The sequence below is a fragment of the Haloarchaeobius amylolyticus genome (assembly GCF_042678045.1).
Taxonomy (GTDB): Archaea; Halobacteriota; Halobacteria; order Halobacteriales; family Natrialbaceae; genus Natrinema; species Natrinema amylolyticus_A.
Genome location: NZ_JBHUDI010000002.1, coordinates 240,307 through 265,133, shown reverse-complemented (window position 1 = coordinate 265,133; position 24,827 = coordinate 240,307). Strand labels below are relative to the sequence as shown.

At 62.9% G+C, this 24,827-nt stretch carries 24 protein-coding genes and 1 pseudogene; 15 read left to right on the top strand and 10 right to left on the bottom strand.

Annotated elements, in window-relative coordinates:
* The 3 genes and pseudogenes from ACFR99_RS03885 to ACFR99_RS03875 form a co-directional block, all read right to left on the bottom strand.
* Positions 1-212, bottom strand: a pseudogene (locus ACFR99_RS03885) (RNA-guided endonuclease TnpB family protein); the annotation flags it as partial.
* A gap of 172 nt (positions 213-384) precedes the next feature.
* Positions 385-2,250: a glycoside hydrolase family 15 protein gene (locus ACFR99_RS03880; protein ID WP_390284563.1), complete on the bottom strand. Its 1,866-nt coding sequence runs from the start codon at positions 2,248-2,250 to the stop codon at positions 385-387.
* 684 nt (positions 2,251-2,934) lie between these two features.
* A complete protein-coding gene (locus ACFR99_RS03875) occupies positions 2,935-3,813 on the bottom strand; it encodes an amidohydrolase family protein (protein WP_390284561.1) in 879 nt (292 codons plus the stop codon).
* Positions 3,814-4,056: 243 nt separating this feature from the next.
* Between ACFR99_RS03875 and npdG the strand changes: the two genes are divergently transcribed.
* Positions 4,057-4,728, top strand: a complete 672-nt coding sequence (gene npdG / locus ACFR99_RS03870) for an NADPH-dependent F420 reductase (protein ID WP_390284559.1) — start codon at positions 4,057-4,059, stop codon at positions 4,726-4,728.
* Here the strand turns inward: npdG and ACFR99_RS03865 are convergent.
* Entirely contained in the window at positions 4,725-5,483 is a 759-nt protein-coding gene (locus ACFR99_RS03865) for an enoyl-CoA hydratase/isomerase family protein (RefSeq protein WP_390284558.1), read from the bottom strand. The two genes, npdG and ACFR99_RS03865, sit on opposite strands and share 4 nt — an antisense overlap.
* Positions 5,484-5,512: 29 nt before the next feature.
* Positions 5,513-6,181, bottom strand: a complete 669-nt coding sequence (locus tag ACFR99_RS03860) for a helix-turn-helix domain-containing protein (RefSeq protein ID WP_390284556.1) — start codon at positions 6,179-6,181, stop codon at positions 5,513-5,515.
* 89 nt (positions 6,182-6,270) lie between these two features.
* Between ACFR99_RS03860 and paaA the strand changes: the two genes are divergently transcribed.
* Genes paaA through paaE form a run of 5 tightly spaced genes read left to right on the top strand, consistent with a single transcriptional unit; the run spans position 6,271 to position 9,019 of the window.
* Complete coding sequence (paaA, locus tag ACFR99_RS03855) at positions 6,271-7,215, top strand: 1,2-phenylacetyl-CoA epoxidase subunit PaaA (protein WP_390284554.1); 945 nt, start codon at positions 6,271-6,273, stop codon at positions 7,213-7,215.
* A 2-nt stretch (positions 7,216-7,217) separates the two neighbouring features.
* A complete protein-coding gene (paaB, locus tag ACFR99_RS03850; protein WP_390284552.1) occupies positions 7,218-7,532 on the top strand; it encodes a 1,2-phenylacetyl-CoA epoxidase subunit PaaB in 315 nt (104 codons plus the stop codon).
* Positions 7,532-8,404, top strand: a complete 873-nt coding sequence (gene paaC / locus ACFR99_RS03845) for a 1,2-phenylacetyl-CoA epoxidase subunit PaaC (protein WP_390284550.1) — start codon at positions 7,532-7,534, stop codon at positions 8,402-8,404. The genes paaB and paaC overlap by 1 nt, the downstream gene beginning before the upstream one ends.
* Entirely contained in the window at positions 8,397-8,849 is a 453-nt protein-coding gene (gene paaD, locus ACFR99_RS03840) for a 1,2-phenylacetyl-CoA epoxidase subunit PaaD (RefSeq protein ID WP_390284548.1), read from the top strand. The genes paaC and paaD overlap by 8 nt, the downstream gene beginning before the upstream one ends.
* Positions 8,850-8,851: 2 nt before the next feature.
* Positions 8,852-9,019, top strand: coding sequence for a 1,2-phenylacetyl-CoA epoxidase subunit PaaE (gene paaE, locus ACFR99_RS03835; RefSeq protein ID WP_254532632.1), 168 nt, complete (start codon positions 8,852-8,854; stop codon positions 9,017-9,019).
* A 575-nt stretch (positions 9,020-9,594) separates the two neighbouring features.
* On the opposite strand, the gene ACFR99_RS03830 is transcribed toward paaE, so the two are convergent.
* Positions 9,595-11,046 carry an aldehyde dehydrogenase family protein gene (locus tag ACFR99_RS03830; protein ID WP_390284546.1) on the bottom strand — a complete coding sequence of 484 codons (1,452 nt, stop codon included), beginning with the start codon at positions 11,044-11,046 and terminating at the stop codon, positions 9,595-9,597.
* Positions 11,047-11,593: 547 nt separating this feature from the next.
* Positions 11,594-12,055, bottom strand: a complete 462-nt coding sequence (locus tag ACFR99_RS03825; protein WP_390284544.1) for a MaoC family dehydratase — start codon at positions 12,053-12,055, stop codon at positions 11,594-11,596.
* A 123-nt stretch (positions 12,056-12,178) separates the two neighbouring features.
* Between ACFR99_RS03825 and paaI the strand changes: the two genes are divergently transcribed.
* Positions 12,179-12,574 (top strand): hydroxyphenylacetyl-CoA thioesterase PaaI, encoded by a 396-nt coding sequence (gene paaI, locus ACFR99_RS03820; RefSeq protein ID WP_390284542.1) that lies wholly within the window; start codon positions 12,179-12,181, stop codon positions 12,572-12,574.
* An 8-nt stretch (positions 12,575-12,582) separates the two neighbouring features.
* On the opposite strand, the gene paaK is transcribed toward paaI, so the two are convergent.
* Complete coding sequence (gene paaK / locus ACFR99_RS03815) at positions 12,583-13,872, bottom strand: phenylacetate--CoA ligase PaaK (protein ID WP_390284540.1); 1,290 nt, start codon at positions 13,870-13,872, stop codon at positions 12,583-12,585.
* Positions 13,873-14,049: 177 nt separating this feature from the next.
* On the opposite strand from paaK, the gene ACFR99_RS03810 reads away from it, so the two are divergent.
* Positions 14,050-15,222, top strand: coding sequence for a thiolase domain-containing protein (locus ACFR99_RS03810; protein WP_390284538.1), 1,173 nt, complete (start codon positions 14,050-14,052; stop codon positions 15,220-15,222).
* Complete coding sequence (locus tag ACFR99_RS03805) at positions 15,219-16,655, top strand: zinc ribbon domain-containing protein (protein ID WP_390284536.1); 1,437 nt, start codon at positions 15,219-15,221, stop codon at positions 16,653-16,655. The genes ACFR99_RS03810 and ACFR99_RS03805 overlap by 4 nt, the downstream gene beginning before the upstream one ends.
* A 4-nt stretch (positions 16,656-16,659) precedes the next feature.
* Here the strand turns inward: ACFR99_RS03805 and ACFR99_RS03800 are convergent, their stop codons facing one another.
* Entirely contained in the window at positions 16,660-17,796 is a 1,137-nt protein-coding gene (locus tag ACFR99_RS03800; protein WP_390284534.1) for a thiolase family protein, read from the bottom strand.
* A gap of 446 nt (positions 17,797-18,242) precedes the next feature.
* On the opposite strand from ACFR99_RS03800, the gene ACFR99_RS03795 reads away from it, so the two are divergent.
* The 4 genes from ACFR99_RS03795 to ACFR99_RS03780 are packed head-to-tail and all read left to right on the top strand — an operon-like array spanning position 18,243 to position 21,019.
* A complete protein-coding gene (locus ACFR99_RS03795; RefSeq protein ID WP_390284532.1) occupies positions 18,243-18,941 on the top strand; it encodes an AzlC family ABC transporter permease in 699 nt (232 codons plus the stop codon).
* Positions 18,938-19,285 (top strand): AzlD domain-containing protein, encoded by a 348-nt coding sequence (locus ACFR99_RS03790; RefSeq protein ID WP_390284530.1) that lies wholly within the window; start codon positions 18,938-18,940, stop codon positions 19,283-19,285. Before ACFR99_RS03795 ends, ACFR99_RS03790 begins: the two co-directional genes overlap by 4 nt.
* 40 nt (positions 19,286-19,325) lie before the next feature.
* The gene (locus ACFR99_RS03785) at positions 19,326-20,210 is read left to right on the top strand and encodes a 3-hydroxyacyl-CoA dehydrogenase family protein (protein ID WP_390284528.1); all 885 of its coding nucleotides are present in this window, start codon (positions 19,326-19,328) and stop codon (positions 20,208-20,210) included.
* The gene (locus ACFR99_RS03780; RefSeq protein ID WP_390284526.1) at positions 20,210-21,019 is read left to right on the top strand and encodes an enoyl-CoA hydratase/isomerase family protein; all 810 of its coding nucleotides are present in this window, start codon (positions 20,210-20,212) and stop codon (positions 21,017-21,019) included. Before ACFR99_RS03785 ends, ACFR99_RS03780 begins: the two co-directional genes overlap by 1 nt.
* An 859-nt stretch (positions 21,020-21,878) precedes the next feature.
* Here ACFR99_RS03780 and ACFR99_RS03775 read toward each other — a convergent pair.
* Positions 21,879-22,649, bottom strand: a complete 771-nt coding sequence (locus tag ACFR99_RS03775) for an IclR family transcriptional regulator (protein ID WP_390284524.1) — start codon at positions 22,647-22,649, stop codon at positions 21,879-21,881.
* 155 nt (positions 22,650-22,804) lie between these two features.
* Between ACFR99_RS03775 and ACFR99_RS03770 the strand changes: the two genes are divergently transcribed.
* Together ACFR99_RS03770 and ACFR99_RS03765 are read left to right on the top strand one after the other, a co-directional pair.
* Entirely contained in the window at positions 22,805-23,131 is a 327-nt protein-coding gene (locus ACFR99_RS03770; RefSeq protein ID WP_390284522.1) for an EthD family reductase, read from the top strand.
* Positions 23,124-24,827, top strand: coding sequence for a thiamine pyrophosphate-binding protein (locus ACFR99_RS03765; RefSeq protein ID WP_390284520.1), 1,704 nt, complete (start codon positions 23,124-23,126; stop codon positions 24,825-24,827). The genes ACFR99_RS03770 and ACFR99_RS03765 overlap by 8 nt, the downstream gene beginning before the upstream one ends.

Here is a 24,827-nt window from a genome sequence, read left to right as displayed (position 1 = left end):
GCGGTAAGATTTGTTTCCTCGCGGAGGTCGTCGTAAAGCGCGTCTCGTGCGGTGGTATTGGCTGTGACGCACTCAGTGTAGGAGTTGTCGGACCAACAGAACTCAGCGGCACGATTGGCGCAGTGAAGGAACTGCCGGGCGGTTTCGTGGAGGTCGTTGCGCCGCTTGTCGGGAACGACGAGTTTGACGGGCGCGGTACGTCGGACCTCCATATTTCAGATGTAATGCTGACGGTTCTTAAGTATTCGGGAGTCGGGTGGTCACAGTATACCGGTTGTGTCGTCCCCTGGCGGTTTCCTCTCCGGCCTACTCGCTCACTCTGTTCACTCCTTGAGGCCGGAGGCTCCACCTCGAAAATGCTGAACGCCATCGAGCGTCGGTCCGTTACTGCTCTTCGAAAAGCCCAACCGGGTCGCCGAGTCGAATTCCCATCGGTGCCGGACCAGGTGTCTCGTGTCCGCGGAGCGAGCCGAGATAGAGGGCGCTGTTGATGATCCCGATGTGGCTGAACGCCTGTGGATAGTTTCCGAGGTGGGCACCCGTTTCCGGATCGACTTCCTCTGCGATGAGGCCAAGTGGACTCAGGTACGAACACAGTGACTCGAATCGAGACTGCGCTGCCTCGGTGCGACCGGAGAGGGCGAGTGCATCGATCAGCCAGCACGAACAGAGGACGAACGCACCCTCCTCTCCGGGGAGTCCATCGTCGCCGTCGTACCGCTGGACGAAAACGTCGTCTCGACCCAACTCGGCCTCGATCGCGTCGATCGTTCCCCGAATTCGATCGTCGTCGAACGGCAGGAAGCCGACGATCGGGAGCAACAGCCCCGTCGCGTCGAGCGCGTCGGTTCCGTACGATTGTGTGAACGCGCCGACGTCCGCGTCGTACCCGTTCTCGAGAATATCCCTCCGGATCGTCTCGCGGGCCGCTCGCCACGTCTCGAGTGGGGCGTCGTGGGTCCCGTCGACTGCGATCGCGATCGCACGGTCGAGGGCGACCCAACACATCACTTTCGAATAGACGAAGTGCTCGGGTCCGCCACGAACCTCCCAGATGCCCGCGTCGGGCTCGTCCCAGATGTCGCGGACGTAGTCGACGATGTCACGGATTCGATCCCACTCCTCGTCGTCCAGTTCCCGCCCGTGGTGGCGGATTTCGTCGACGGCCAGCAGGAGTTCCCCGTAGATATCGAGCTGTCGCTGCTGTGCCGCTTTGTTTCCGATCCGGACCGGGCGCGAGCCCCGATACCCCTCGAGATGATCCAGTTCCCGCTCCTCGAGATCGGGGTCGCCGTGCAGGCCGTACAGTGGCTGGATCGCGTCCGGCTCGTCTGCCTGACAGAGATCCATGAACCAGTCGAAGTACTCCGCTGCCTCGTCGGCAGTGCCGAGGTTCATCAGGGCCTGGATGGTGAACCCGGCGTCACGCAGCCAGTTGAACCGATAGTCCCAGTTCCGAACGCCGCCGATGTCTTCGGGCAATGAGGTGGTCGGCGCCGCCGCGATCGCCCCCGATTCGGCGTGTGTGAGGAGCTTGAGGACGAGTTCCGAGCGGACGACCTGGTCGTGCCACGGTCCCTCGAACACGCAGTCGTCCTCGGGAGCACAACTGTGGGCCCAGTCCGTCCAGTACGCGATCGTCTCGTCCAGTGCAGCGTCCGGGTCCGTCTTCGCGTCCTCGGCACCCGTACACCGAAGCAGGAGCCACTCCGTGTCGCCAGCCTCGAGCGAGAGCGTACCGGTGACTTGGCCGTCGTCGATCTCGAGGTCGATCGGGCTCTCGAGCAGCGCCTGCTCTTCCGCGCCGGCAGCGAGGACGCCGCTCTCGACCGGTTCGATCGTCGTCTCCGCGCGGCCGTAATCGAACTGCGGGTCGAGTTCGAGCTCGAGCGCGACGGTCCCGTCCGAACAGGTGAGTTTGCGGTAGAGGACTTTTTTCGGGTGGGCTGTCCGCCCGGCCGGCGGCAGGAAGTCCGTCACCGTCGCCGTCCCATCGTCGGTGCGAAAGGTCGTTTCGAGGACGTTCGTGTCCCCGACGTAGCGCCGATCCGTCTCGAAAGAATCGGCAGGGGAGATCCGGAACCGACCGCCGCGCTCGGCGTCGAGGATCGCTGCGAGGATGCTCGGTGACTCGAGATGTGGGAAGGGGAACCAGTCGATCGATCCGTCCGGCGCGACGAGCGCACATGTCTCGCGGTTGCCGACGATGCCGTAGGCTTCGATCGGTGGGTAGGCGCCGGATTCAGTCACCGGTCTCACCCGCAATGCGAACAGCGGCGTCGAACGCAGCGTACCCGGATGGCGAAACGATGCACATGAGATACTGTTCGCGGACCAGCGAGAAAAAGCGGACCACATGACAGCGAAGTTAATGCTATCGTGCCACTGGCAAAGCGTCGAGCGACGATGCTACGGTCGACGGCTTTGCGTGCCAAAAGTAATCTAGAAACGAGGGGTATGTTTATTTATATATTAATCTATGTATTCGGGGAGTTCCAGACAATACATCAGCCAAATTGGCAGTTAGCGTCGCGGAAATAGCTTCGTTCTTGCAAAAAAGTCCCGTAAACGCAGCTATCGTCGACGAAAACAGCCGTACATTCCCAGACTGTTCGTCTCAGGCTCGGCCGCAACGGAAGTCACTAGCCATCTGCCCGCTTGATCACTGTTTTCTTGAGCTCAATCGATTTCATGACTCTCTCGGATGGCTGGAGCTCGTACTTATATCTCTCCAGTCATTTACTGGTTTCTCGAGAGTATCTCCACCAAATACCTCAGAAAACACATCTGTATATGAAATAGATAAATCGGCAAGATAACTGGTGGTACCATTGGGACGGCTTGTTTGACGAAGCAGAAAAGACGATTCGGTAGGAGAGTGGGTATCGATTTCGCAGTCACTCCGTCGATTATCAGCTGGCCAAGCGAGACGGACTACGACAGCCCGAGGAACTCCTCGGCGTTCTCGTAGAGGATCTTTCGCTGGACGGATTCGTCGAAGTCGGTGTGCTTCTCGAACGATTCGAGCCAGTCCTCGGGGTGAATCATCGGGTAGTCGGTGCCGAACATCACCTTGTCCTGGAGGACAGACCCGGCGTAGTGGAGGACCTGATCGTCGATGTACTTCGGGATCCACCCGGAGAGGTCCATGTAGACGTTGCCCTTCTGCTGGCAGACGGCGAGCTGTTCTTTCTCCCAGGGGAAGGCGGGGTGTGCGAGCAGGATCTGGAGGTCGGGGTGCTCGGCGGCCACCCTGTCGACGAGTATCGGATCACCGTATTCGATTCGCAAGCCGCGACCGCCGGGACTGCCGGCACCGAGCGTCGAGTTGCCGCCGTGGAAGATGACCGGGACGCCAAGATCCTCGATGGTGTTCCAGAGGTGCGTGTGCCGGTCCGCGGACGGGTCGAACCCCTGGGCGATCTGTTGGAACTTGAACCCGTCGAGATCCAGGTCTTCGACGCACCGAATCGCTTCCTCGACACAGTCGTCTTTCAACGGATCGACGCTCCCGAACCCGACGAAGAACTCGGGGTACTCGTCGCGAATCTCGGCCACGTAGTCGTTCGGAACTGGCGGGCTCCCGGTGTTGGTCTCGGCGTCCCATCCCAGGAGAATGGAGCGACCGATTCCGACTTCTTCGTACTCCTCGAGCATCGCCTCGTAATCCCAGGTCTCGAGGTCGGTTCCGAACTTGTTCGCGGCGTCTTCCATCATCTCACCGCCTGCGTCGTGTAAGAACTCGCTCGTGGGCTGGTGGGCGTGCGTGTCGATGAGCCGCTGGCTGTCGATACCGGGCAGGTCGAGTGCCATAGCTGAGAGGTTTCACTCGACGACCAAAACCCTATGGATTGCACCCGTCCGATCCGATAGTGGTCCCTCGCGGTGGTCGCTGTAGGAGCGTTCGAGCGAGTCGCGCCTCGAGCCACGCACACCGTCGATCACCGTCCGAGGTGAGATCGACGAACACGACCATCTCTCGACACCGAGAGTCGGGTGTGAGCAACACACATGGAAATAGGTATGTTTTTACTTACCTAGGTACTTGGGGCGGACATGCAGATCGCAATCCTTGGCGGGACTGGTGATATCGGTGAAGGACTGGCCGTACGGTTCGCGGCGGACACCACACATCCGATCACGATCGGTTCCCGAGACGAGGCAAAGGCTGTCGAGCGGGCGAGTGCGTACGAATCACGATTGGCAGAGCGCGGCATCGACCGTGACATCGCAGGTGCGGCCAACGCGGCGGCAGCAGCCGACGCGGACGTGGTCATACTCGCGATTCCGCCCCACCACGTCGGCGACACTGTCGAAGCCCTCGCGGACGCCGATGTTCTGTCCGATCAGGTGCTCGTCAGCCCCGCAGTCGGGATGCAGGGCGACGGTGATGGCCTCCACTACCGGCCGCCGTCTATCGGAAGTGTCTCCGAACTCGTCGCCGCACGAGCACCCGAGGAGGTGTCGGTCGCCGGCGCGTTCCACAACCTCGCTGCCGACCGACTGGCCGATTTAGACACTGACCTCGATCTGGACACGCTCGTCGTCGCCGACGACGAGGCCGTTCGCGAGACCGTTCTCGAGTTAGCGAACGAACTCGAGGGGATTCGAGCACTCAGTGCCGGCCCGCTCGCGAACGCGGCCGAAGTCGAGAGCGTCACGCCACTCGTGATCAACATCGCGCGATACAACGACGACCTCCACGACGTCGGCGTCAGGTTCCACTAGAACTCCGGCGTCCGGTCGTTGAGGAAGGCGTCGACACCCTCGGCGTGGGCGTCCGTATCGTAGGCGAGCGTCTGGAAGTGTGCCTCACGCTCGAGCCCTTCTTGTAACGATACGCCCAGATTCCCGTGAATCGCACGTTTGGCCAGGCCAATGGACTCCGTGGGCTGGTCGGCGAGCGTCTCGAGGAGCTCGTCGACCCGGTCGTCGAGCTGGTCGTCCGGGACTGCTTCGTTGACGATCTCGAGGTCGGCCGCCTCCGTGGCCGAGATGAGTTTGCCGGTGAACGCGAGTTCCTTCGTCTTGCGGAGCCCGATGAGCCGCGGGAGAATTGCGGTGCCGCCGAGGTCGGGAACGAGCCCGACGTTGATGAAGGAGGCGCCGAAACGAGCGGACTCGGCAGCATAGGCGAAATCCGCGGCCGCAGCGAGTGCCATGCCGGCGCCGACGGCGTCGCCGTTGACCTTCGCGACCACCGGGACGGGTGCCGTCAGTACCGCTTCGGCGACGCGCCCGAGTGTCGTGCGCACGCGCTCGTACGCCTCAGATGCTGATTCGTCCCGTTCAGCCATCGCCTCGATGTCGCCCCCGGCGCTGAAGGCGTCGCCGTCGCCGGTGATGACGACGGCGTCGTGGTCGCTCGAGTCGAGTTCGGTCAGCGCGTCCGCGAGGTCGCGGGCGACCGCTGCGGTCATAGCGTTGTATACGTCAGGTCGGTCGAAGGTGATCCGTCGGATGGACCCGTCGTCGATTCGCATATACCAGTACGTCCCGGACCCGACGACAATTAAGTGTCGTTGCTGGCCTGCTGGTCGACGTCGGAGAACAGCTCCGAGAACAGTGCCTCCTGTGCCCGACGAAGCCGTTCGAGGAAGGCCGTTTTGCTAATGCCGAGTGCATCCGCGACTTCCGTCGCAGTTGCCTGCCGGGGAACCTGAAAGTATCCCAGCTGCAGCGCATACCGGAGGCTCTCTTCCTGTGCGGGGGTGATGTCCCACTGCTTGTCGACTGCGTCGTCGTTTTCGGGTCGCATCGAGTACACCCGCTTGAGTTGTATCCCGACGGTCTGTCCCGCAGTCTCCAACACGTCTTTGAGGATGTCGTTCCCGACGACTGCCCCCGTCAGAATTGCATTGCCGTTCTGGTAGGTCAGTGACTCGACCATGAAGCCGGTACTGATGAGTTCGTGGACGACGCAGCGATGAAGCGACAGACAACGATAGTTGTACCGTCCGTCCGTCTTCGCCTGGTAGAGATAGCGAACGCGGTCGTCGTTGTCGAGTTCCGTCGTCAGTTCCTCCCCACACGAGGAACTGAACCGAAGCAACACGTTCCCGTCGTCGCGCAACAGTGGCGGGGCGGCATCGACGGTTTCCTCGAGGTGGCGCGTCGCGTCCGCGAGCGGGCAGTCGTCGCCTTCGATCCGGAATTCCGTCATCAGGCACTCGTCTATCATACGTGTCGTTTCGGGAGCCCGAGTATATAAACCCCGCATATAGACTGCACAATTAGTAAGCACGAACCGCTCGTAGTCAATGATGAACAATGAACGTTGAGCAAACCAAGGCACGTGCGGGTCCGCGGGAGTTCAGCCCCAAGGACGACCTGCCGGAGGAGTACCGGAAAGCGGCGACGCGAATGCTCGAATTCCACGCGAACAGCGAGATCATGGGCGCGTACCTGGAGCGCCCGTTCATCCGCAAGGCACCGAGCCTGGAGCGGAAGATGGCCTTCAGCGCCAAGGTGCAAGACGAGATCGGTCACGGGCAGTTGCTCTACCGGGCCGCCGAATCGCTCGGGGTCAAGACCCGCGACGAGATGCTCGACGATCTGGCCGAAGGCAAAGGCAAGTTCCTCAACTGCTTCCACTACCCGCTCGAATCGTGGGTCGAGACGCCGATGATCGCGTTCTTCGTCGACGGCGCGGCGATGCGCCGGCAGGCGACGCTCAAGAAGTCCAGCTGGGAACCCTACGCTCACGCGATGGACAAGGTCTGTTTCGAGGAAGGCTTCCACGTCAAACACGGCGAGAGCATCCTCAGCGAGCTGATGAACGGCTCGAAGAAAGAACAGGAGATGACCCAGGAGGCCTTCGAGAAATGGTGGCCGCGCATCCTGCAGTTCTTCGGTCCGACCGACGACCAGTCGTCCCACCACGACTTCGCCGCGGACGTCGGCCTGAAGGTCATGACCAACGACGAGCTCCGGAACGCGTTCCTTAACACGTACCTCCCCAAGGCCAAGAAGTACGGCCTCGAGATCCCGGACGAGCCGCGGATCCGTGAGAACGACGACGGCACGTACGACGTCGTCGAGGACGACCTCGACTGGGACGAGTTCTTCACCATCGCGAAAAACGACTACGAGCCCGGCGTCGGCCAGATCGAAGGTCGCAAGCACGCACAGGACGCAGTCGAGTGGGTCCGCAACGCCCTCGACGAACAGGAAGCACTCGCAGCGGGCGGCCAATCACCACAGGCGGCTGACTAACAATGATTTGGGAAGTATTCCGACAGAACCAGGCGGGTGACTATCACACCCACTGTGGCAACGTTCACGCACCTGATCGCGAGATGGCACTGCTGTTCGCCGAGGTCCAGCACGGCCGACGGAAGCCGACCAACAGTCTCTGGGTCGTTCCCCAGGACGAGATCGGCGAAGTCGACACCGAGGACGCGAAGTTCGGCGGGACGACCAACAAGTCCTACCGTTTCGCCCGGACGTACAACGTCGAGCCGGCGGCCGAGGAGGTCGAAGCCTCCGAGAAAGAGCTCAACGAAGCAGAGCGCAAGCGAGGTGAGGCATAATGGCGGCAGCTGACGACGCCACGTTCGCCTCTACCGACGACCTCGACGACGAGGAGCAGGAGGCAGTGCAGGACCTCCTCTTCCGACTCGCCGACGACGAGCTCGTCCTGGCCGAGCGCTACACCGAGTGGCAGGTCCGCGCGCCGACGCTCGAGTCGGACATCTCGATGGCCAACATCGCACAGGACGAACTGGGCCACGCCCGCCTCTGGTACGAGGTGCTCAAGGACTTCGGCTATGACGAGACGGATCTGATCTGGGAGCGCGACGCCGACGACTTCCGTCACAGCACGCTCGTCGAACAGCCCTTCGCGGAGGGTGACTGGGCTGACGCAATCGTTCGCGCGTACCTGTACGACGTGGCCGAAGACCTCCAGCTGCACGCGCTCGAGAACTCGACGTTCGAACCCATCCGTGACCGCGTCGGCAAGGTGCTCGGCGAAGAGGACTACCACCTCGAGTACGCAACAAACTGGCTCAAGCGGCTGGCAGCCGACGATGAGGGTCGCGAGAACGTGCAGGACGCCGTTGACCGGCTGTATCCCTACGCGCTGACGCTCTTCGAGCCGACCGATGAGGACGTCGAAGCCACGATCGTCGAGAGTGGCCTGCGCGGCGAGGACCTCGTGGAACTCCGCGACACGTGGCACGACCGCGTTAGCGACTTCCTCGAATCGATCGGTATCGAGGTGCCAGGCCTGGACCTCCCCGACCAGTACGACGTGCACATTTCGCCGGACGAACTCCCCGAGCACCTCGGGCGGGACGGCGACCACACCGAACACTGGGAATCGCTCCTTGATGAGATGACGGAAGCCTACGACGAACTCGGTCGCGACTACGCCACCCACATCATGGACGACGATGAGTAGCGAGTACGAGCGCCCGGAGCGTGATGACGACGCGACGGCTTGCGCCTATACGAGCTACGACAACGACGAGGACGTCGAATACGACGAGAAAGAGTCCGTCGAGGGCGAGGTGCCAGCCACTGGAAAGGGTGCCGAAGGCGTCGAACGCCGCGTCTGGCAGGCCCTCTACGGGGTCGAGGACCCGGAGATGCCGATCTCCATCGTCGATCTGGGGCTCATCTACGGCGTCTCCGTCGAGGACGGCGTCGCCGAGGTCGACATGACGCTGACGTACACCGGATGTCCGGCTCGCGACATGCTGATCAACGAGGTCAAGCAGTCCGTAGCCGCCGTCGAGGGCATCGACACGGCGGAGATCTCCGTAGTCTGGTCGCCCGGCTGGACCGTCGACATGGTCACCGAACAGGGCAAAGAATCGCTTCGCGAATTCGGACTCAGTGTCTAACCATGCGCAATCTTGACCCCAGCGTCGATACGTCCGGGAAGTTCGAACAGGCCGAGTGCCCCTACTGCGGCTCGGAAAACACCGAGCGCGACCACCCGAAAGGGCCGTCGCTGTGCCGGTCGATGCACTACTGCAACGACTGTGAGCAGCCCTTCGAGAAGTTCGCGTAGCCTGCGCGCACTCGGCACCCCGACTGCTATAGTAGCCACCGAACGTCACTGCACACCCGATCGCACGACTGCTGTGCGATCGGTGTGTCAATCGTTTCAGTTGTGACTATAGTGTCGGATCTCATGACGGCCGTGTAGCGGTTGTGCAAGCACACTGTCCGTTTTTCGGTCCGCTCAATCCAGACTTCCATTCTGAGTGAAAGTCGCACTAATGTTCAATTCTGCGAACCCCTCAGCATGGTAGTGTATCTCAGACATGGTTCTTTCCGTACTTGAGCCAACATGGGCAACCGCGTCAGCGACTCGCTGCCAGAATCGATGTCATGCAGACTGCTGGCTCTCCCCCATCAGTGACGACACACCGGTAGAGCAGCCGCGTGCTGTCAAATGGTGTCGCTCAGCTCCCACTATTCACCGTCGCAACTCCGTCCGAACACAGGTATGGGTCGTCCCGAAACGGGAGCGGTCAAGAAGGGGTCGGAAACAGGCGCGCTCGGTATGTCACAGGACCGCGCTGTTTCGACGAATAGACAGGTCGCTACGTCGTCACTCTCGATCGACCGATCGGTCCGTCATCACTCCAGGTTGACGTGAACGTTTTTGACTTCGGTGTAGGCGTCGATCGCTTCCTCGCCCTGCGCGCGACCGTGGCCACTCAGCTTGGTGCCGCCGAACGGCGTCTGCGGCCAGGTGTTGGGCGTGTCGTTGACCATGACCATGCCGTACTCGAGTTTGTCGGCCATGGTGTGTGCGCGGCTGAGATCGTTCGTCCAGACGCAGGACGTCAGCCCGTACGGCGAGTCGTTGGCGACCTCGAGGGCTTCGTCCTCGTCTTCGACTTCGATGATCGACAGGACGGGGCCGAAGATCTCCTCGCGGGCGATGGTCATGTCGTTGGTCACGTCCGCGAAGACGGTCGGTTCGACGAAGTGACCGGCGTCCTTGTCCTCGGGAACGCCACCGCCGGCGACGACGGTTGCGCCTTCCGCTTTGCCGGTCTCGATGTAGTCGAGGATCTCTTGTTGCTGGTCCTCGCTGACGACCGGTCCCATCTGGCCGTCGTCGTCGATACCGCTGCCGAGCGTGATGTTCTCGGCGATGTCGGCCATCCGGTCGATCATCTCGTCGGCGACGTCCTCGTGGACGACCAGCCGCGAGTTGGCCCAGCACATCTGGCCGGCGTTCATGAAGATGCCGTACTGGACGCCTCGAGCGGCTGCACCGAGGTCGGCGTCGGGGAAGACGACGGCTGGGCCCTTCCCGCCGAGCTCGAGCGTTACGTCCGTGACGCTGTCGGCGGCGTCCTTCTGGATCGTCTGGCCGACGCCGGTGCTGCCGGTGAACGTGACGTGGTCGACGTCGTCGTGGCTGGCCAGTGCACTGCCCGCGCCGCTCCCGGAGCCGGGAACGACGTTCACGACGCCGTCGGGGAGACCTGCCTGTTCGGCGGCTTTGGCGTAGTAGAGTGCCGACAGCGGTGTCATGCTGGACGGCTTGAGCACGACGCTGTTGCCGGTCGCCAGCGCCGGCGCGATGCTTCGGCCCGCGAGCTGGAAGGGGTAGTTCCACGGAGAGACGTGAGCGGTAACCCCTACCGGTTCGCGCTTGGTGTAGTTGAGACGGGAGTCGGACACCGGAATCTGTTCGCCCTGGACCTTGTCGGACCAGCCGGCGTAGTACCGGAAGGTGTCGACGACCAGGTCGATCTCGAGGCCCGCCTCGAACGGCGTCTTCCCGTTGTCGTGGGACTCGACCATCGTGATCTCGTCTTTCAGTTCTTCGATCGCGTCGGCCATCGCGTGCATGTACTGGCCGCGCTCGTCGGGGTCCATCGTTCGCCACTCGGAGCCGTGGTCGACCGCCTCGGCGGCCGCCTGGACGGCCATATCGACGTCGTCCTCGTCTCCCTTCTGGACCGTCGCGTACGGTTCTTCGGTCGCCGGATCTTCGGTTACGATCGTCTCACCGCTGCTCGCGGCTATCCACTCGCCATCGATATACAGGTCTGTCGGACCGGAGTATTCCATTGCGTTCGATACGAACGCTCCGTTCACCTTAACAGTTTATGTCGGTGATGTCAACAGCGTTTCCGACCCACGGAAACGCGGTGAACGTTTCCGGTCTTCGTTCGAGTTACTCACCGATTCTGACGGCCTACTGGACGAGTTTCCGCGATCGGAGGACGGCTCGCGGTCGCGCCAACACCGACGGAGCGGTGAACCATATACTGTCACACCTTCTCTGTCGTTTGCCGATCGTGTGAGCACGCGTCATACTATCAGACAGAAGTCAATACGAGGTCGGTCGCGAATTCGCGGCCGTCTCACCCGGAGACGGCCGTAGCAGAGCGACCGATCTTCACGTCGTTCTGTCCGGCAGTATCAGTCGCTCCGCTCGAGGTCCGCTGTGACTGTCGTGTGACAGGAGACAGTTACCCTGATACGGACCGCCATCACGGGGTCCCGGCACACCCAGACGATGGGTCACGGGCGTGCCGGCACTGACTGTCAGGCGTCCGTATGACGCTTAGAGCCGTCTCCGTCCGAGAGGAACGTAAAAAACGAAACCCAGGTCTCAGTCCTGTTTCTTGATGAGGAACTTCATGTCGCCCTCGAGGACGGTGGTGCCGTCCTGCTTTTCCATCTCCGTGTCGAGGACGACGAGGCCGGCATCGTCGCGGCCGACTTCTTTCGTCTTCGTGACCTCCATCTCGAGCTGGAGGGTGTCGCCGATGAAGACCGGGTTGGGCAGGTCCATGTAGTTCATGCCCAGGAACGCGAGCGCGGTCCGCTCGACGATACCGGTGCGATAGACGAATCCGGTCGCCTGCACGAACGTCATGGGCCCGTGGGCGATACGCTCGCCGAAATCGTCCTGTTCGGCCGCGTACTCCTTGTTGGTGTGTAGTTCCGTCCAGTCACCGCTGAGCGCCGAGTGCATCATGAAGTCCGACTCCGTGACGGTCCGACCGACGCTAATGAACTCTTGCCCTTCTTCGAAGTCTTCGAAGTGATGTGGCTCGTAGCTGTAGGCCATACTCACGATTTCGCAAACCGCCGTTAAATAATTTTACGTTCTGATGCTTCACGTCAGAACACGTAATCTAGATTACTACTCACCAGTACGTATTTACGTCAGCTGTCTGAATAGGTTTTCTGTATGTCGGACGTATCTGATGAGACACGGTCACGTATCGACTCCGATCCGTACTGCGAGACGCTCGGTATCGACATCGTCGAGCTAGAGGAAGGATTTGCTCGCACGGAACTGACGATCACCGAAGACCTGCTCAACTTCCATGGCACCCCACACGGGGCTGCCATCTACTCGCTTGCGGATGCAGCCTTCGCCGCGGCGTCGAACTCCCACGGCGAGCCCGCCGTCGGACTGGAAGCGAACATCTCGTATCTGGAAGCTGCCGATGTCGGCGAAACGCTCACGGCCACGGCCGAGGAGACACACGTCTCCGGTCGAACTGCAGAATACGAAATCATAGTAACAGGCGAGAGTGGAAACCGGATCGCGACGTTCCGCGGACGCGTCTATCGTCCCTGAAACCGTCGTTACTCGCGGTGGTCGTAGACGCGCTGGACCTTGCCGACCTCGGTGCGGGCGACGCCGCCGTGGTCGACGAGCTCGAGTTCGTCCGGCGTGAACTGGAGGACGTTCTCCAGGCGCGTCATGATTTGGTCCCGGAGTTCCTCGTCGTCGCCGTCGAACTCCTCGGCTTTTTCGATGGTGAGTTCCATGACGTCGAGGGTCCCCTCCTTGTGGAGATCGATGCGGTAGTGTGGCGCGACGCCGTCGATCTCGAGGACGACGTGTTCGATCTCGCTCGGATAGAGGTTGACACCACGGACGATGAGGAGGTCGTCCGCACGGCCGGTGACGTTGTCCATGCGGACCATCGTGCGGCCACACTCACACTCGTCGTAGTTCAGCGTCGTGAGGTCGCCGGTCCGGTAGCGCAGCACTGGGAGGGCCTCTTTCGTGAGCGTGGTCAACACGAGTTCGCCTTCTTCGCCCTCTTCGACGGGCTCGCCCGTCTGCGGGTCGACGACTTCCGGATAGAAGTGGTCTTCCCAGATGTGCAGGCCGTCCTGGGCCTCGTGGCACTCGTTGGAGACGCCCGGGCCGATGATCTCCGAGAGGCCGTAGATGTCGATGCCGTTCACGTCGAGGCGCTCCTCGATCTCCTCGCGCATCGGTTCGGTACACGGCTCGGCGCCGAAGATGATCGTCGATATCGGGAGCTCCTGTGGGTCGTAGCCCATCTCTTCGGCCGTCTCGGCGAGGTACAGCGCGTAGGAGGGGGTACACGAGAGCGCGTCACTCTCGAGGTCGGTCATCAGTTCGACCTGGCGCTGTGTGCCGCCACTCCCGATGGGGATGACCGTCGCGCCGAGTTCTTCGACACCGTAGTGGAGGCCGAGGCCGCCCGTGAACAGGCCGTAGCCGTAAGCGTTCTGGACGGTGTCGCCCGGATTCACGCCGCCTGCCTTCAGCGATCGGGCGACGACTTCGCTCCAGACGTCGAGGTCGTCGTCGGTGTAGGAGACGATTTTTGGCTTGCCAGTCGTCCCGGACGATGCGTGGAGCCGCGCGATCTCCTCGTCGTCGACGGCGAACAGGCCATCGGGGTACTCGTCGCGGAAGTCCTCTTTGGTCGTCATCGGGAGCTTCGTGATATCGTCGAGGCTCTCGATGTCGCTCGGTTCGACGCCGGCTTCCTCGAGTCGCTCGCGGTAGAACGGGACGTTTTCGTACGCGTGTTCGACTGTTTCGCGGAGGCGCTCCTCCTGAATTGCACGGAGTTCTTCGCGGTCTTCGGTCTCTACGGGTGCATACACCATACGTCGTGCACCGATTGGAATAGTACCATCAAAAATCATTCGGGTGAGATCCATCAAGCATAAGTAATGATTTGTGGTCATTCGGATAGGAAATTCGACGTACGAATATGACCGGGCACACAGTGGGCCAGGCGTGGAGGAAAAGCTATTTCTCCACACATCGGCAACTCGAAGCATATGCGGGATGCCTACGTCATCGGAGCAGGGCAGACACCGTTCGGTACGATGCCCGACGAAAGTTATCGCTCGCTGTTTTCAGCGGCCTTCGAGAAGGCCGCCGACAGCGTACCACACGGAATCGACACGGACGACGTCGACGAAGCCGTCATCGGTTCGCTCGGCGTCGGTGGTCGCCAACTGGGACTCTCGGGGCCGGCCGCGACCGAACACGCCGGCCTGCACGGAATCCCGAGTTCGCGCATCGAGAACGCCTGTGCGGCGTCGGGCTACTCGGTCCGGCAGGCAGTTCAGGCGGTCAAAAGCGGGATGGCCGACGTGGCGCTGGCCGGCGGTGTCGAGATCATGACCGACATGAGCAGCGACGTGACGAAATACTGGCTCGGCGTCAGCGGCGAGACGGAGTGGGAGCGCCTGACAGGGACGACCTTCGCTGGCGTCTACGCGCAGATGGCCAGTACGTATCTCGACACGTACGAGGCGACACAGGAGCACCTCTCGATGGTCGCGGTCAAAAACCACGCTAACGGTGCGAAAAACCCCAACGCACACCTGGGCTTCGAGTGCTCGCTCGACGACGCGGTCGGTGCCCCGACAGTCGCCGATCCGCTGAACCTCTATCACTGCTGTCCGACCTCCGACGGCGCGGCTGCCGTGTTGATCGCGAGCGAGGACGTCGTCGACGAGTACACGGACGATCCGATCCGCGTCGCGGGCGTCGGTGCCGCCAGCGAACGGGTCGGACTCTTCCAGCGTGACGAGTACACGGCTATCTCCTCCTCGGAGAAAGCCGGCGAACAGGCCTACGAGGATGCGGGAATCTCACCTGACGATGTCGACTTCGCCGAGGTGCACGACTGTTTCGCCATCGCGGAACTGCTCGCCTACGAGGACCTGGGCTTTTGTGGCCGCGGGGAGGCGTACCGGCTGCTCGAGGACGGCGTCACGGAACTGGACGGCGAGCTTCCGGTCAACGCGTCGGGCGGGCTGAAGTCCAAAGGCCACCCCATCGGCGCGACAGGTGCGGGCCAGGTCGCCGAGGCGTTCAAGCAACTGAGCGGCAAGGCTGGTGATCGGCAGATAGAGGATCCACAGTACGGGCTGACACACAACGTCGGCGGAAGTGGCGGTGCAGCCGTTGTGCACGTTCTCGAACGGGAGGTGGCACAATGAGCGACGTCTCCATCGCAGCGGTCGGTGCCTACGCCCCGCGCTTGCGGATCGACGCCGACGAGATCGCCGACGCCTGGGATCAGTTCCACGCCTCGGGCATCGAGCAGAAGGCAGTCCCCGAAGCCGACGAGGACGCACTGACGATGGCCGTCGAAGCGGCCGAGCGGGCACTCGCCGCTGCCGGCCGGGACGGATCCGCCGTCGCACACCTGGCGCTGGGGACGACGACGCCACCGATGGCCGAGGAGGACCTTACCGCGCGGCTGGCGAGCATGCTCGGCGCGCCCGCGGACGTGACGACCCGGACGGTGACGGGCAGTACCCGCGCCGGGGCGCAGGCGCTCGACGCCGCCCTCGACGCGGGACCGTGGGGCGAGGAAGTCGCGCTCGTCATCGCCAGCGACTGTCCGCGCGGCGAACCCGACAGCGAACGCGAACACGCCGCCGGTGCCGGCGCGGCCGCGTTCGTCCTCGAAGCCGACGGACCCGGAACGATCGTCGACCGTTCCTCCCACGTCGAACCGTACCCCGGCACGCGGTTCCGGACGAACGGCGACGACGAGACGACCGGGCTGGGCGTCACGCAGTACGACCGCGACGCGTTCACGACGACGCTCGGCGGTGCCACGAGCGACCTCGAGGGGGCCACCGACGTCGACGCGGCCGCAGTCCAGTCGCCCGACGGCAAACTGCCATATCGAGCGGCTGACGCGCTAGACGTCAGTATTTCAGACATCTCGGCTGCGGAGACGGTAAGCACGCTCGGAGACACCGGTGCGGCGAGCGTGTTCCTCGGTGCTGCGACGGCCTTCGACGACGGTGCCGAACGGCTCCTCATCGCGGCCTACGGCAGCGGTGCGGGCGCGAACGCCTTCGTCGTCGACGGGGCCGTCCCCGTGGCCACGTCGCTCGAGGGCGACACCGACCTGACGTACGCCGAGTACCTCCGACGGCGCGGCGAGATCACCAGCGACGAGCCCGAGGGTGGCGGCGCGTACGTGAGCGTCCCCTCGTGGCAGCGGACCACTCCCCAGCGCCACCGACTGGTGGCTGGGCGGTGTCCGAACTGCGGCGCGCTGAACTTCCCGCCGGACGGGGCCTGTCACGACTGTAACGAGGTCCCCGACGAGTACGAGCCCGTCGAACTGCCGGGTACCGGCACTGTCGAGGCGGTGACCCAGATCGAACAGGGCGGTGCCCCACCCGAGTTCGTCGAACAGCAGTCAAAGAGCGGGTCGTTCGTTAGCGCCGTGGTCGCGCTGGACGGCCCCGACGGTGCGGAGACGGTCAGCGCGCCGACGCAGGTCCTGACCGGCGGTGACGAAGTCGTCGGCGTCGGCGACGACGTCGAAACGACGATCCGGCGTATCTACACACAAGAAGGCGTCATCCGCTACGGCTTCAAGGCCCAACTCACCGACGCGAAACGGTAACGACTCAGGGCCGTTCGAAAATCGTCGCCACGCCCTGTCCGAAGCCAACACACATCGTCGCGAGACCGTATTTCGCGTCCTGTTTTTCCATCTCGTGGAGCAGCGTCGTCGAGATCCGCGCCCCCGAACAGCCAAGCGGGTGGCCCAGCGCGATCGCGCCGCCGTTGACGTTCACCTTCTCGTCGGGAATTCCGAGTTCGCGAACGCAGTGGACGCTCTGTGCGGCGAACGCCTCGTTGAGTTCGACGAGGTCGATGTCGTCGATCGTGAGGTCGGCGTCCTCGAGCGCGGCACGGGTCGCGGGGATCGGTCCTTTCCCCATGACGAGCGGATCGACGCCGACGACGGCGCGAGTTTTGATTCGGGCAAGCGGCTCGAGCCCGTGTTCCTCGGCGTAGGACTCGCTCGTGACGAGTAGGCCGGCAGCGCCGTCGGTCAGCGGCGAGGCGTTGCCCGGCGTGACCGACGCCTGCTCGTCGTCACGGAAGACGGTCGGGAGCTCGCCCAGTTTCTCGAGTGTCGTGTTCGGCCGCGGCGTCTCGTCGGCCTCGACAAGGCCATCGTCGGTGTCGACGGGGACGATTTCGTCGTCGAATCGGCCGCTCTCGGCTGCTTCGGTCGCCCGCTCGTGCGAGCGGAGGGCGAACTCGTCCTGGTCGGTACGGCTCACGTCGTGTCTGCGGGCGATGGTCTCGGCGGTCTGTCCCATCGGTAGTCGGTCGGCGTCGTAGCGCTCTTCGATCGCCGGATGGAGCCAGTCCGAGAAGGGAATCCGACTCATCTGCTCGACGCCGGCGACGGGATAGACGGCACCGTCGCCGGCCTCGATAGCACGAGCGGCGTCGTTGAGCGTGCTTAGCGAGGAGCCACAGAGACGCGTGGTGGTCGAGCCGGGAATCGTCTCCGGGAACCCGCCCGCGAGCAACGACTGCCTGGCGAGGTTGCGTCCCTGTTCGTTCTCCTGGTTTGCACAGCCAAGCCGAAAGTCCTCCCAGGCCGTCGCTGGGACCCCCGTACGCTCGACGAGCGCCTCGAGGATCGCCGTGACGAGGTCTTCGGGGTACAGGTCGGCGAGCGCGCCGTCCTTTTTCGCCTGTGGTGTTCGGACTGCATCGACGACTACTGCCGTGGCTTGCGTCATCACGCTGTAAGTCGAACGGTTCGGAGTTTAAGCCTTCGGCTCTCGGCTGTGCCGGGATCGGATGGCTGGCGCCTCGATCGTTTTGAGACACGATACCGATACTCGCTCATTATCGTTCGATACTGTTTTGAGTCGGGCATGGAAAGGACAGGTAGGCAATACCCACCACACGGTAGTGCCTCGATCGTGATCACCACACCGCTCCGGATGCCTGCGATCGCTCGGCGGAAGACGAGACGGGCACGTCCAGCCCCGACCGCCGTCGAGACCGCAGTTATCGGACCGTCTGTGGTGTCACACTCCCGCTTCGGCGGGACGCATGTCGATCTCAATATGTTAGCGTCAGATACCGCATCGACGGGGCCGTCGTTCCCGTCGATTCAACCGATCGTACAGCCCTCGAACGACACCCGCAGCGTCATTGTCGCCCACCGACCAGGTCATCCATGAACGAAGATTTCAGCGCGGGAGCACGCGACTCCATCGGAATTCTGCTCGGGCTCGTCCCGTTCGCGCTCGTCTTTGGGATCGCCGCCGACGGTGCGGGGCTGTCAGTCGTCCAGACGACGGTGATGTCTGCGGGTATCTTCGCGGGCACCGCACAGCTCGTCACCGTCGAGTTGATCGGTGCGAACGCGGGGCTCACCATCATCGTCGCCACCGGGATCGTTGTCAACCTGCGGATGCTCATGTACTCGGCGTCGATCGCACCGCACTTCACCGACTACGGGAAGCGCACGCGGGCGTACCTTGCGTACTTCCTCACCGACCACGTCTATGCGATGTCGATCGCCGAGTACGCCGCTGAAGCCCGAAGCCGTGACAAGCGGCTGTACTACCTCGGGCTCGGCGTGAGTATCTGGGTCGTCTGGGTCGCCACGACGATCGTCGGCTTCGTCCTCGGTGCCGGCATTCCGGAGTCGCTGAACCTCATGTTCGCGATTCCGCTGGTCTTCCTCGCGATTTTGATTCCGGCGATCGAGGACCTCCCGCAGGTCGTCGCCGCGCTCGCAAGCGCTGTCGTCGCGATCGCCGCGGCGTACGCCGTCGCCGAGTTCGGGCTGCCGGCAGGAGTCGACCTCCTCGTCGCCGCGGCCGTCGGAATCGTCGCCGGTGTGACTACTGAGGGGGTGATGGGCCGATGAGCGAGTTCTCAACGCTCGGTATCTGGGCTATCATCCTCGTGATTGCCGTCGCAACCTACCTCATCCGGCTCTCCTTTATCCACCTGTTCGGCCGGATCAATCAGGTTCCGCCGCGCGTCAAACTCTTCCTCAGGTTCGTCCCCGCAGCTGTGCTCGCGGCACTCGTCGCCCCCGGACTCGTCACGCCGAGCCCGGACGTCGCCGCGATGGTCGTCGACGAGCGGTTGGCCGCCGGTATCGTCGCCGCCGTGGTGGCGTGGTGGCGCGGCAACATCCTGCTGACGATCGGCGTCGGGATGGTCACCCTCTGGGTCCTCGAGTTCGGCCCCGCGCTCGTCTTCTGAAACGGAAACGGCTTTTACGCCCCCACAGTATTGCTTGTGTATGCGAGTCGCAGTACTTGGAGCCGGCACCATGGGACACGGAATCGCACAGGTAACCGCCATGGCCGGCCACGACGTGATCGTACGGGACATCGAGACGGAATACGTCGAGAACGGCCTCGAGTCGATCGAGGACAACCTCGAGGGAGGCATCGAACGCGACAAGGTCACCCGCGAGGAGGCCGACGCCGCTCTCGAACGCCTCTCGGGAACGACGGATCTCGCGGAGGCGGTCACGGACGCGGACCTCGTCGTCGAGGCCGTGCCCGAGGACCTTGACCTCAAGAAGTCGACGATGGCGGACGTCGAGGAACTCGTCGACGACGAGACGGTCATCGCGACCAATACCTCTTCGCTGTCGATCACGGAGATCGCCAGCGCCGCCGAAAACGACGGCCGTGTGATCGGACTGCACTTCTTCAATCCCGTCCACATCATGGAACTCGTCGAGATCGTCGTTGCCGAGCAGACCGACGACGAGACCCTCGAGTTCGCCCACGAGTACATCGAGGACATCGACAAGACCCCTGTCGAAGTGACCGACGCCCCCGGCTTCGCGTCCTCGCGGCTGGGCGTCGCGCTCGGTGTCGAGGCGATGCGGATGGTCGAGGAAGGCGTCGCCGACCCGCAGGACATCGACACCGCGATGGAACTCGGTTACAACCACCCGATGGGACCGATCGAGCTCGGCGACGTCGTCGGGCTCGACGTTCGACTGGATATCCTCGAGTATCTCCGCGAGGAACTCGGCGAGCGGTTCAAGCCTCCGCAGGTCCTCAAACGGAAAGTCCGAGCCGGCAAACTCGGTAAGAAAAGCGGTGAAGGGTTCTACGTCTGGGAAGACGGCGAAATCGTCGGCACGAGCGGCGACCGGGGTGATGACTGATGTCGATCGAAGCAACTGCCGCCGAGTGTGAGACAGTGAACGCCGCCGTCGGTGACCGGCTCGAGCACGTGGCGACGATCGAACTGTGCCGACCGGACGCCCGCAACGCGCTCAACGCACAGCTGCGGGCGGAGCTCAAAGACGTTCTCGACGCCGTCGAGGACAGCGACGTGCGCGTCGTCGTTCTGACGGGTGCCGAGGAGTCCGGCGCGTTCGTCGCGGGCGCGGACGTGACGGAACTGCGCGAACGGGGCATGCTGGAGCAACGCGAAGCGAGCAAGCGCCCGCGCGTCTACGAGCGTGTCGACGACTGTCCGATCCCGGTCATCGCCCGGATCAACGGCCACGCACTGGGCGGTGGCTGTGAACTCATCCAGGCGTGTGACGTCCGCATCGCCCACGAGGATGCGAAAATCGGCCAGCCGGAGATCAACCTCGGCATCATGCCGGGCGGCGGCGGCACCCAGCGCCTCCCGAAACTGGTCGGTGAAGGCCACGCCATGCGGCTCATCCTGTCCGGCGAACTCATCGACGCCGAGGAAGCCGCGGACATCGGCCTCGTCGACGAGGTACACGGCGACGAGACGTTCGACGACAGCGTCTACGACCTCGCCGAGGCGATGGCCGAGAAGAGCCCGGTCGCACTCGAGTTCGCGAAGAAGTCCGTCAAAGCTGCCTCGCGGATGGGTCTAGAGGAGGGCATCGAGTACGAGGCCGAGCTGTTCGCACAGCTGTTCGCGACCGGTGACAAGAACGAGGGCATCGACGCCTTCTTCGAAGATCGCGATCCCGACTGGCCGAGCAGCTGATCGCGATCGTTTCCTGTGAACAAGTAGCATAACTGTTCAACCCCATCGAACGATTTTTCGAAGCCGGACAGGACTATCTACTGGAGCCACCAGCTAAACGTCTATTTTTCGTTCAGTACCGGCCGTTCATCGACAATGAACGCCAGTCCGTTTCCGCTCACAGGTGTGATTCGGGTATTTCCCGTCCGATCGCACGACAGCGGTCAGATTCGACGGTGAACCAGTCCCTTGTAAGCTATTACCAGTCGATGTTGCTCGAATCTGTGTTCACCCACATTGAATCGACAGTTCTCAGCGTTCTCGAGACTGATATCTGCTGCGAACCGTGAGAACTCCTCCTCTACTTCGTTGATATCGGCCCGACGATCAGCGCTGACTGGCTGTGATCCTGGCCGGCACAGCAGAAACGAGCCGATCGTCGTGTTGGACCGTACCATGCCCGTCTGGCGATTACACTATTAGTTCTGTAATAGCAGTGGGCTTGATTTCTCGAGCCGAGTCGATACACTCGCGTATTCGAATAGTTCGAATAAGTCGGGGTGGTAACCGATCGGTTATGCCGCCGTAGCCGGCCTTCTGGGGCCTATATTCGCGTAACGACCGGTCTCGCTAGCAGCGCCCCCCAGTACGCCCCTGCACGCCGGGATTTGTGTTCACTGTGAGTGAACAGACCCGCGAACGGAAAATGAGTCGCCCCGCCCGGCTCCCTGTCGGAGTACACCAACACCCGTTCAATAATACGTATTCGCGGGCGAACCGGCCGTCTCGTGGCCGCTGTTCGGGCGGACGATTGTGGGGGTAGCGGCGACGGACGTGGCCGGGTCACACCCTCGAGAAAACGTCCTGTGACGGTCGTCCGTCAGGCGTGTGCGAGGTTGATCGTGATTTCGTTGACCGTCCCGAGCAGCAGCGTCGGGAGTTCATCCCGGAGGAACGAGCCGTCGAGGCGATTCGCGGGCCCCGAGATGCTGATCGCGCCGAGTGCGATCCCGTTCTCGTCTTTGATCGGCGCTCCGATCGCGTGGAGCCCTTCGACGGATTCCTCGATGTTCAGCGCGTACCCGCGCTCGCGAATAGTCTCGATCTCGTCCCAGAGCTCGTCCGTGGTCGTTATCGTGTGTGGCGTTCGCGCTGGCAACCCGTACATCTGGACGATCTCGTCGATGCGCTCGTCCGGCAGATATGCCAGTATCGCCTTCCCCGCGGCGTGCTGGTGGAGGTAGTTCTGATGGCCCAGACGAGCGTACGTCCGCACGGAGCGTTTCCCCTGTGCGCCGTAGATGTGGACGCTCCGCCCGTGTTCCTCGACGGCACACCAGATCTTCTCGTCGGTCTCGTCGGCGAGGGTGTCGACTTTCGGTTTCACTTCCCGATAGAACGTGTGCCTGTCTCGAGCAACGACGCCGTAGTCCAGAAACCGGATTCCGAGGCGATATTCGTCGTCTTCCTCGATAAGAAAGCTGTTCGCCTCGAGCGTCTTCAGGTGGCGATGGGCAGTGCTCTTGGCACAGCCGAGGTGGTCCGTCACCTCGGCGATCGTTGCGGGCCCGTTCTCCTTGAGGTAGTCGACGATGTCGATCGCTCGCTCGACGGTTTCGACGGGCCGGTCGACATCGGGTGGGAGTGACATGCGATACTCAATGGGCTGATTTCACTAAAGCTTGTTCAAGCTATTCGAACGAGCTGTCGGACCCAATTGGACATCTCGTCATCGATTCCGGAGAACCTGTGCGAGGATCGGTAACCGTTAAACAAAAGAGCATAGAATATGAGGTAGCTAGTACCATGATCAAGATGGTAGACTTCCTCGTCCGCAAAGACGAGTACAGCCACGAGGAGTTCGCCGAGCGCTGGCAGGGCGAACACGCAGCGATCGCAAAGGAGCTGCCGGGCCTCCGGAAGTACACGACGTCCGTCCCGACGAACCCGGATGCCGTCGAATACGATGGCGTCCTTGAACTCTACTTCGACGACATGGCGGCGCTCAACGAGGCCTTCGAGTCCGAGGTCGGACAGGAGGTCCAGGCCGACGCCGCCGAGTTCATCGACCTCGAGGCGGGGCCGACGCTCGTCGTCGACGAGACGGTGCAACTCGACGAGACCCATGACTGAGACGGGCGAACGGCTCGTTGAGGAACTCGACGCCCAGGACGTCGAGTATCTGTTCGGCTATCCGGGCGGTCGGGTCATCGAAATCCTCGATTTCGTCCCGGAGTCCGACGTGACCATGGTTCGCCCACGTGACGAGCGCGAGGCGAGTATCATGGCGGAGATGTACGGGCGGATGACGGGCAAGCCCGGCGTCCTCGCGGGGCAGGGGCCGTGGATCGGCAGTCTCGGTGCCATCGGCCAGATGGAGGGGAAACTCGCCTCCTCGCCGATGGTAGTCATCACGGAGGCCAGCGAGCGCGGCGACTATTCCACGCTCGCGCCCTACCAACAGGCACGGGGCGACTACGGCGGGCTGGATCTCCCTTCGGCGCTCGAGGCGTACACCAAGGAACACTGGTTCCCCCGGTCGCCGACGGAGACCATTCGCAGCCTCCAGTTGGCGTTCAAACACGCGACGGCCGGCCGCTCCGGCCCGACCGCAGTCATCCTCGACGGCGATGCCGTCTCCGAGGAAATGCCCGACGACCCAGTGCCCCCGGTCTGGGACGGCCACGATCAGGTGCAAAACTGGGTGGCACGTCCCGATGCTGACGACCTCGCGACCGCCGTGGACGAACTGGCGGCCGCCGAACGCCCGGTCATCATCGCCGGCAACGGCGTCCACTCCGCGGGTGCGTACGACGAGCTGATGGCGGTCGCCGAGGCCACCGACGCCGTCGTCACTACCTCCTATCTCGGGAAGTCGACGTTCCCCGAAACACACGAGCAGGCCGCAGGCGTCATCGGCTCGTTCGGCCACGAAGGAGCAAATCAGGTCGTCAGCGAGGCCGACGTGCTGCTGGTCGTCGGGTCCCGACTCAACCCGATGGACACGAACTGGCAGGCACCCGGCTTCATCCGGCCGGACGAACAGACGATCATCCACGCCGACATCGACACGCGCAACGCCGGGTGGGTCTACCCCGCCGACGTCGCGCTCATCGGCGATGCGACGCAGAGCCTTGCCGACCTCGCGGACGCACTGCCCGCCGACGTGGGCAACGACTGGGCGCGTGACAGGGCTACCGAGGCACAGGAATCGTTCTTCGATCCGAAATGTGAGTCGGACGCCTCCCCCATCAAACCCCAGCGCGCGGTCAAAGAGATCGAAGCCGTCGTCGACGAGGACACCATCGTCACGGCCGACTCCGGCAACAACCGCTTCTGGCTCCTGAACTACCTGCAGGCCCCCGATACGGGGACCTACTACGGCAGCGGCGGCGTCGGGAGCATGGGCTGGGCTACGCCGGCAGCCGTCTCGGCGGCGATCACGACGGACAAGGACGTCATCAGTGTCGCCGGCGACGGCGGCTTCACCATGACGATGACCAGCGTCGAGACGGCCGTCGAACACGGCGTGGCGCCGACATTCGTCGTCTTGAACGACACCAGCCTGGGCATGGTCCGGCAGATGCAAGACGACGAAGGCGACATCGCTGGCGTCGAGTTCCACGACACTGACTTCGTCAAGGCCGCCGAAGCGTTCGGTGCCGAGGCGACACGTGCGGTGACGCCCGACGAACTCGCCGACGCGCTCGAGACCGGGACGAACGCCGACGTCCCGTTCGTCATCGACGTGCGCATCGATCGCGAAGAAGAGATGGTCGAGTCGCTCCAGTCGTCGTTCTACGAACAGGTCGGCGGCCTCCACGAATAG

Bases quoted from the DNA above. Each gene is read 5' to 3' on its own strand.
- ACFR99_RS03875 (WP_390284561.1), bottom strand. From the start codon at position 3,813: ATGGCACTCGACCTGCCCGGTATCGACAGCCAGCGGCTCATCGACACG.
- npdG (WP_390284559.1), top strand. From the start codon at position 4,057: ATGCAGATCGCAATCCTTGGCGGGACTGGTGATATCGGTGAAGGACTG.
- ACFR99_RS03865 (WP_390284558.1), bottom strand. From the start codon at position 5,483: ATGCGAATCGACGACGGGTCCATCCGACGGATCACCTTCGACCGACCT.
- ACFR99_RS03860 (WP_390284556.1), bottom strand. From the start codon at position 6,181: ATGATAGACGAGTGCCTGATGACGGAATTCCGGATCGAAGGCGACGAC.
- paaA (WP_390284554.1), top strand. From the start codon at position 6,271: ATGAACGTTGAGCAAACCAAGGCACGTGCGGGTCCGCGGGAGTTCAGC.
- paaB (WP_390284552.1), top strand. From the start codon at position 7,218: ATGATTTGGGAAGTATTCCGACAGAACCAGGCGGGTGACTATCACACC.
- paaC (WP_390284550.1), top strand. From the start codon at position 7,532: ATGGCGGCAGCTGACGACGCCACGTTCGCCTCTACCGACGACCTCGAC.
- paaD (WP_390284548.1), top strand. From the start codon at position 8,397: ATGAGTAGCGAGTACGAGCGCCCGGAGCGTGATGACGACGCGACGGCT.
- paaE (WP_254532632.1), top strand. From the start codon at position 8,852: ATGCGCAATCTTGACCCCAGCGTCGATACGTCCGGGAAGTTCGAACAG.
- ACFR99_RS03830 (WP_390284546.1), bottom strand. From the start codon at position 11,046: ATGGAATACTCCGGTCCGACAGACCTGTATATCGATGGCGAGTGGATA.
- ACFR99_RS03825 (WP_390284544.1), bottom strand. From the start codon at position 12,055: ATGGCCTACAGCTACGAGCCACATCACTTCGAAGACTTCGAAGAAGGG.
- paaI (WP_390284542.1), top strand. From the start codon at position 12,179: ATGTCGGACGTATCTGATGAGACACGGTCACGTATCGACTCCGATCCG.
- paaK (WP_390284540.1), bottom strand. From the start codon at position 13,872: ATGGTGTATGCACCCGTAGAGACCGAAGACCGCGAAGAACTCCGTGCA.
- ACFR99_RS03810 (WP_390284538.1), top strand. From the start codon at position 14,050: ATGCGGGATGCCTACGTCATCGGAGCAGGGCAGACACCGTTCGGTACG.
- ACFR99_RS03805 (WP_390284536.1), top strand. From the start codon at position 15,219: ATGAGCGACGTCTCCATCGCAGCGGTCGGTGCCTACGCCCCGCGCTTG.
- ACFR99_RS03800 (WP_390284534.1), bottom strand. From the start codon at position 17,796: ATGACGCAAGCCACGGCAGTAGTCGTCGATGCAGTCCGAACACCACAG.
- ACFR99_RS03795 (WP_390284532.1), top strand. From the start codon at position 18,243: ATGAACGAAGATTTCAGCGCGGGAGCACGCGACTCCATCGGAATTCTG.
- ACFR99_RS03790 (WP_390284530.1), top strand. From the start codon at position 18,938: ATGAGCGAGTTCTCAACGCTCGGTATCTGGGCTATCATCCTCGTGATT.
- ACFR99_RS03785 (WP_390284528.1), top strand. From the start codon at position 19,326: ATGCGAGTCGCAGTACTTGGAGCCGGCACCATGGGACACGGAATCGCA.
- ACFR99_RS03780 (WP_390284526.1), top strand. From the start codon at position 20,210: ATGTCGATCGAAGCAACTGCCGCCGAGTGTGAGACAGTGAACGCCGCC.
- ACFR99_RS03775 (WP_390284524.1), bottom strand. From the start codon at position 22,649: ATGTCACTCCCACCCGATGTCGACCGGCCCGTCGAAACCGTCGAGCGA.
- ACFR99_RS03770 (WP_390284522.1), top strand. From the start codon at position 22,805: ATGATCAAGATGGTAGACTTCCTCGTCCGCAAAGACGAGTACAGCCAC.
- ACFR99_RS03765 (WP_390284520.1), top strand. From the start codon at position 23,124: ATGACTGAGACGGGCGAACGGCTCGTTGAGGAACTCGACGCCCAGGAC.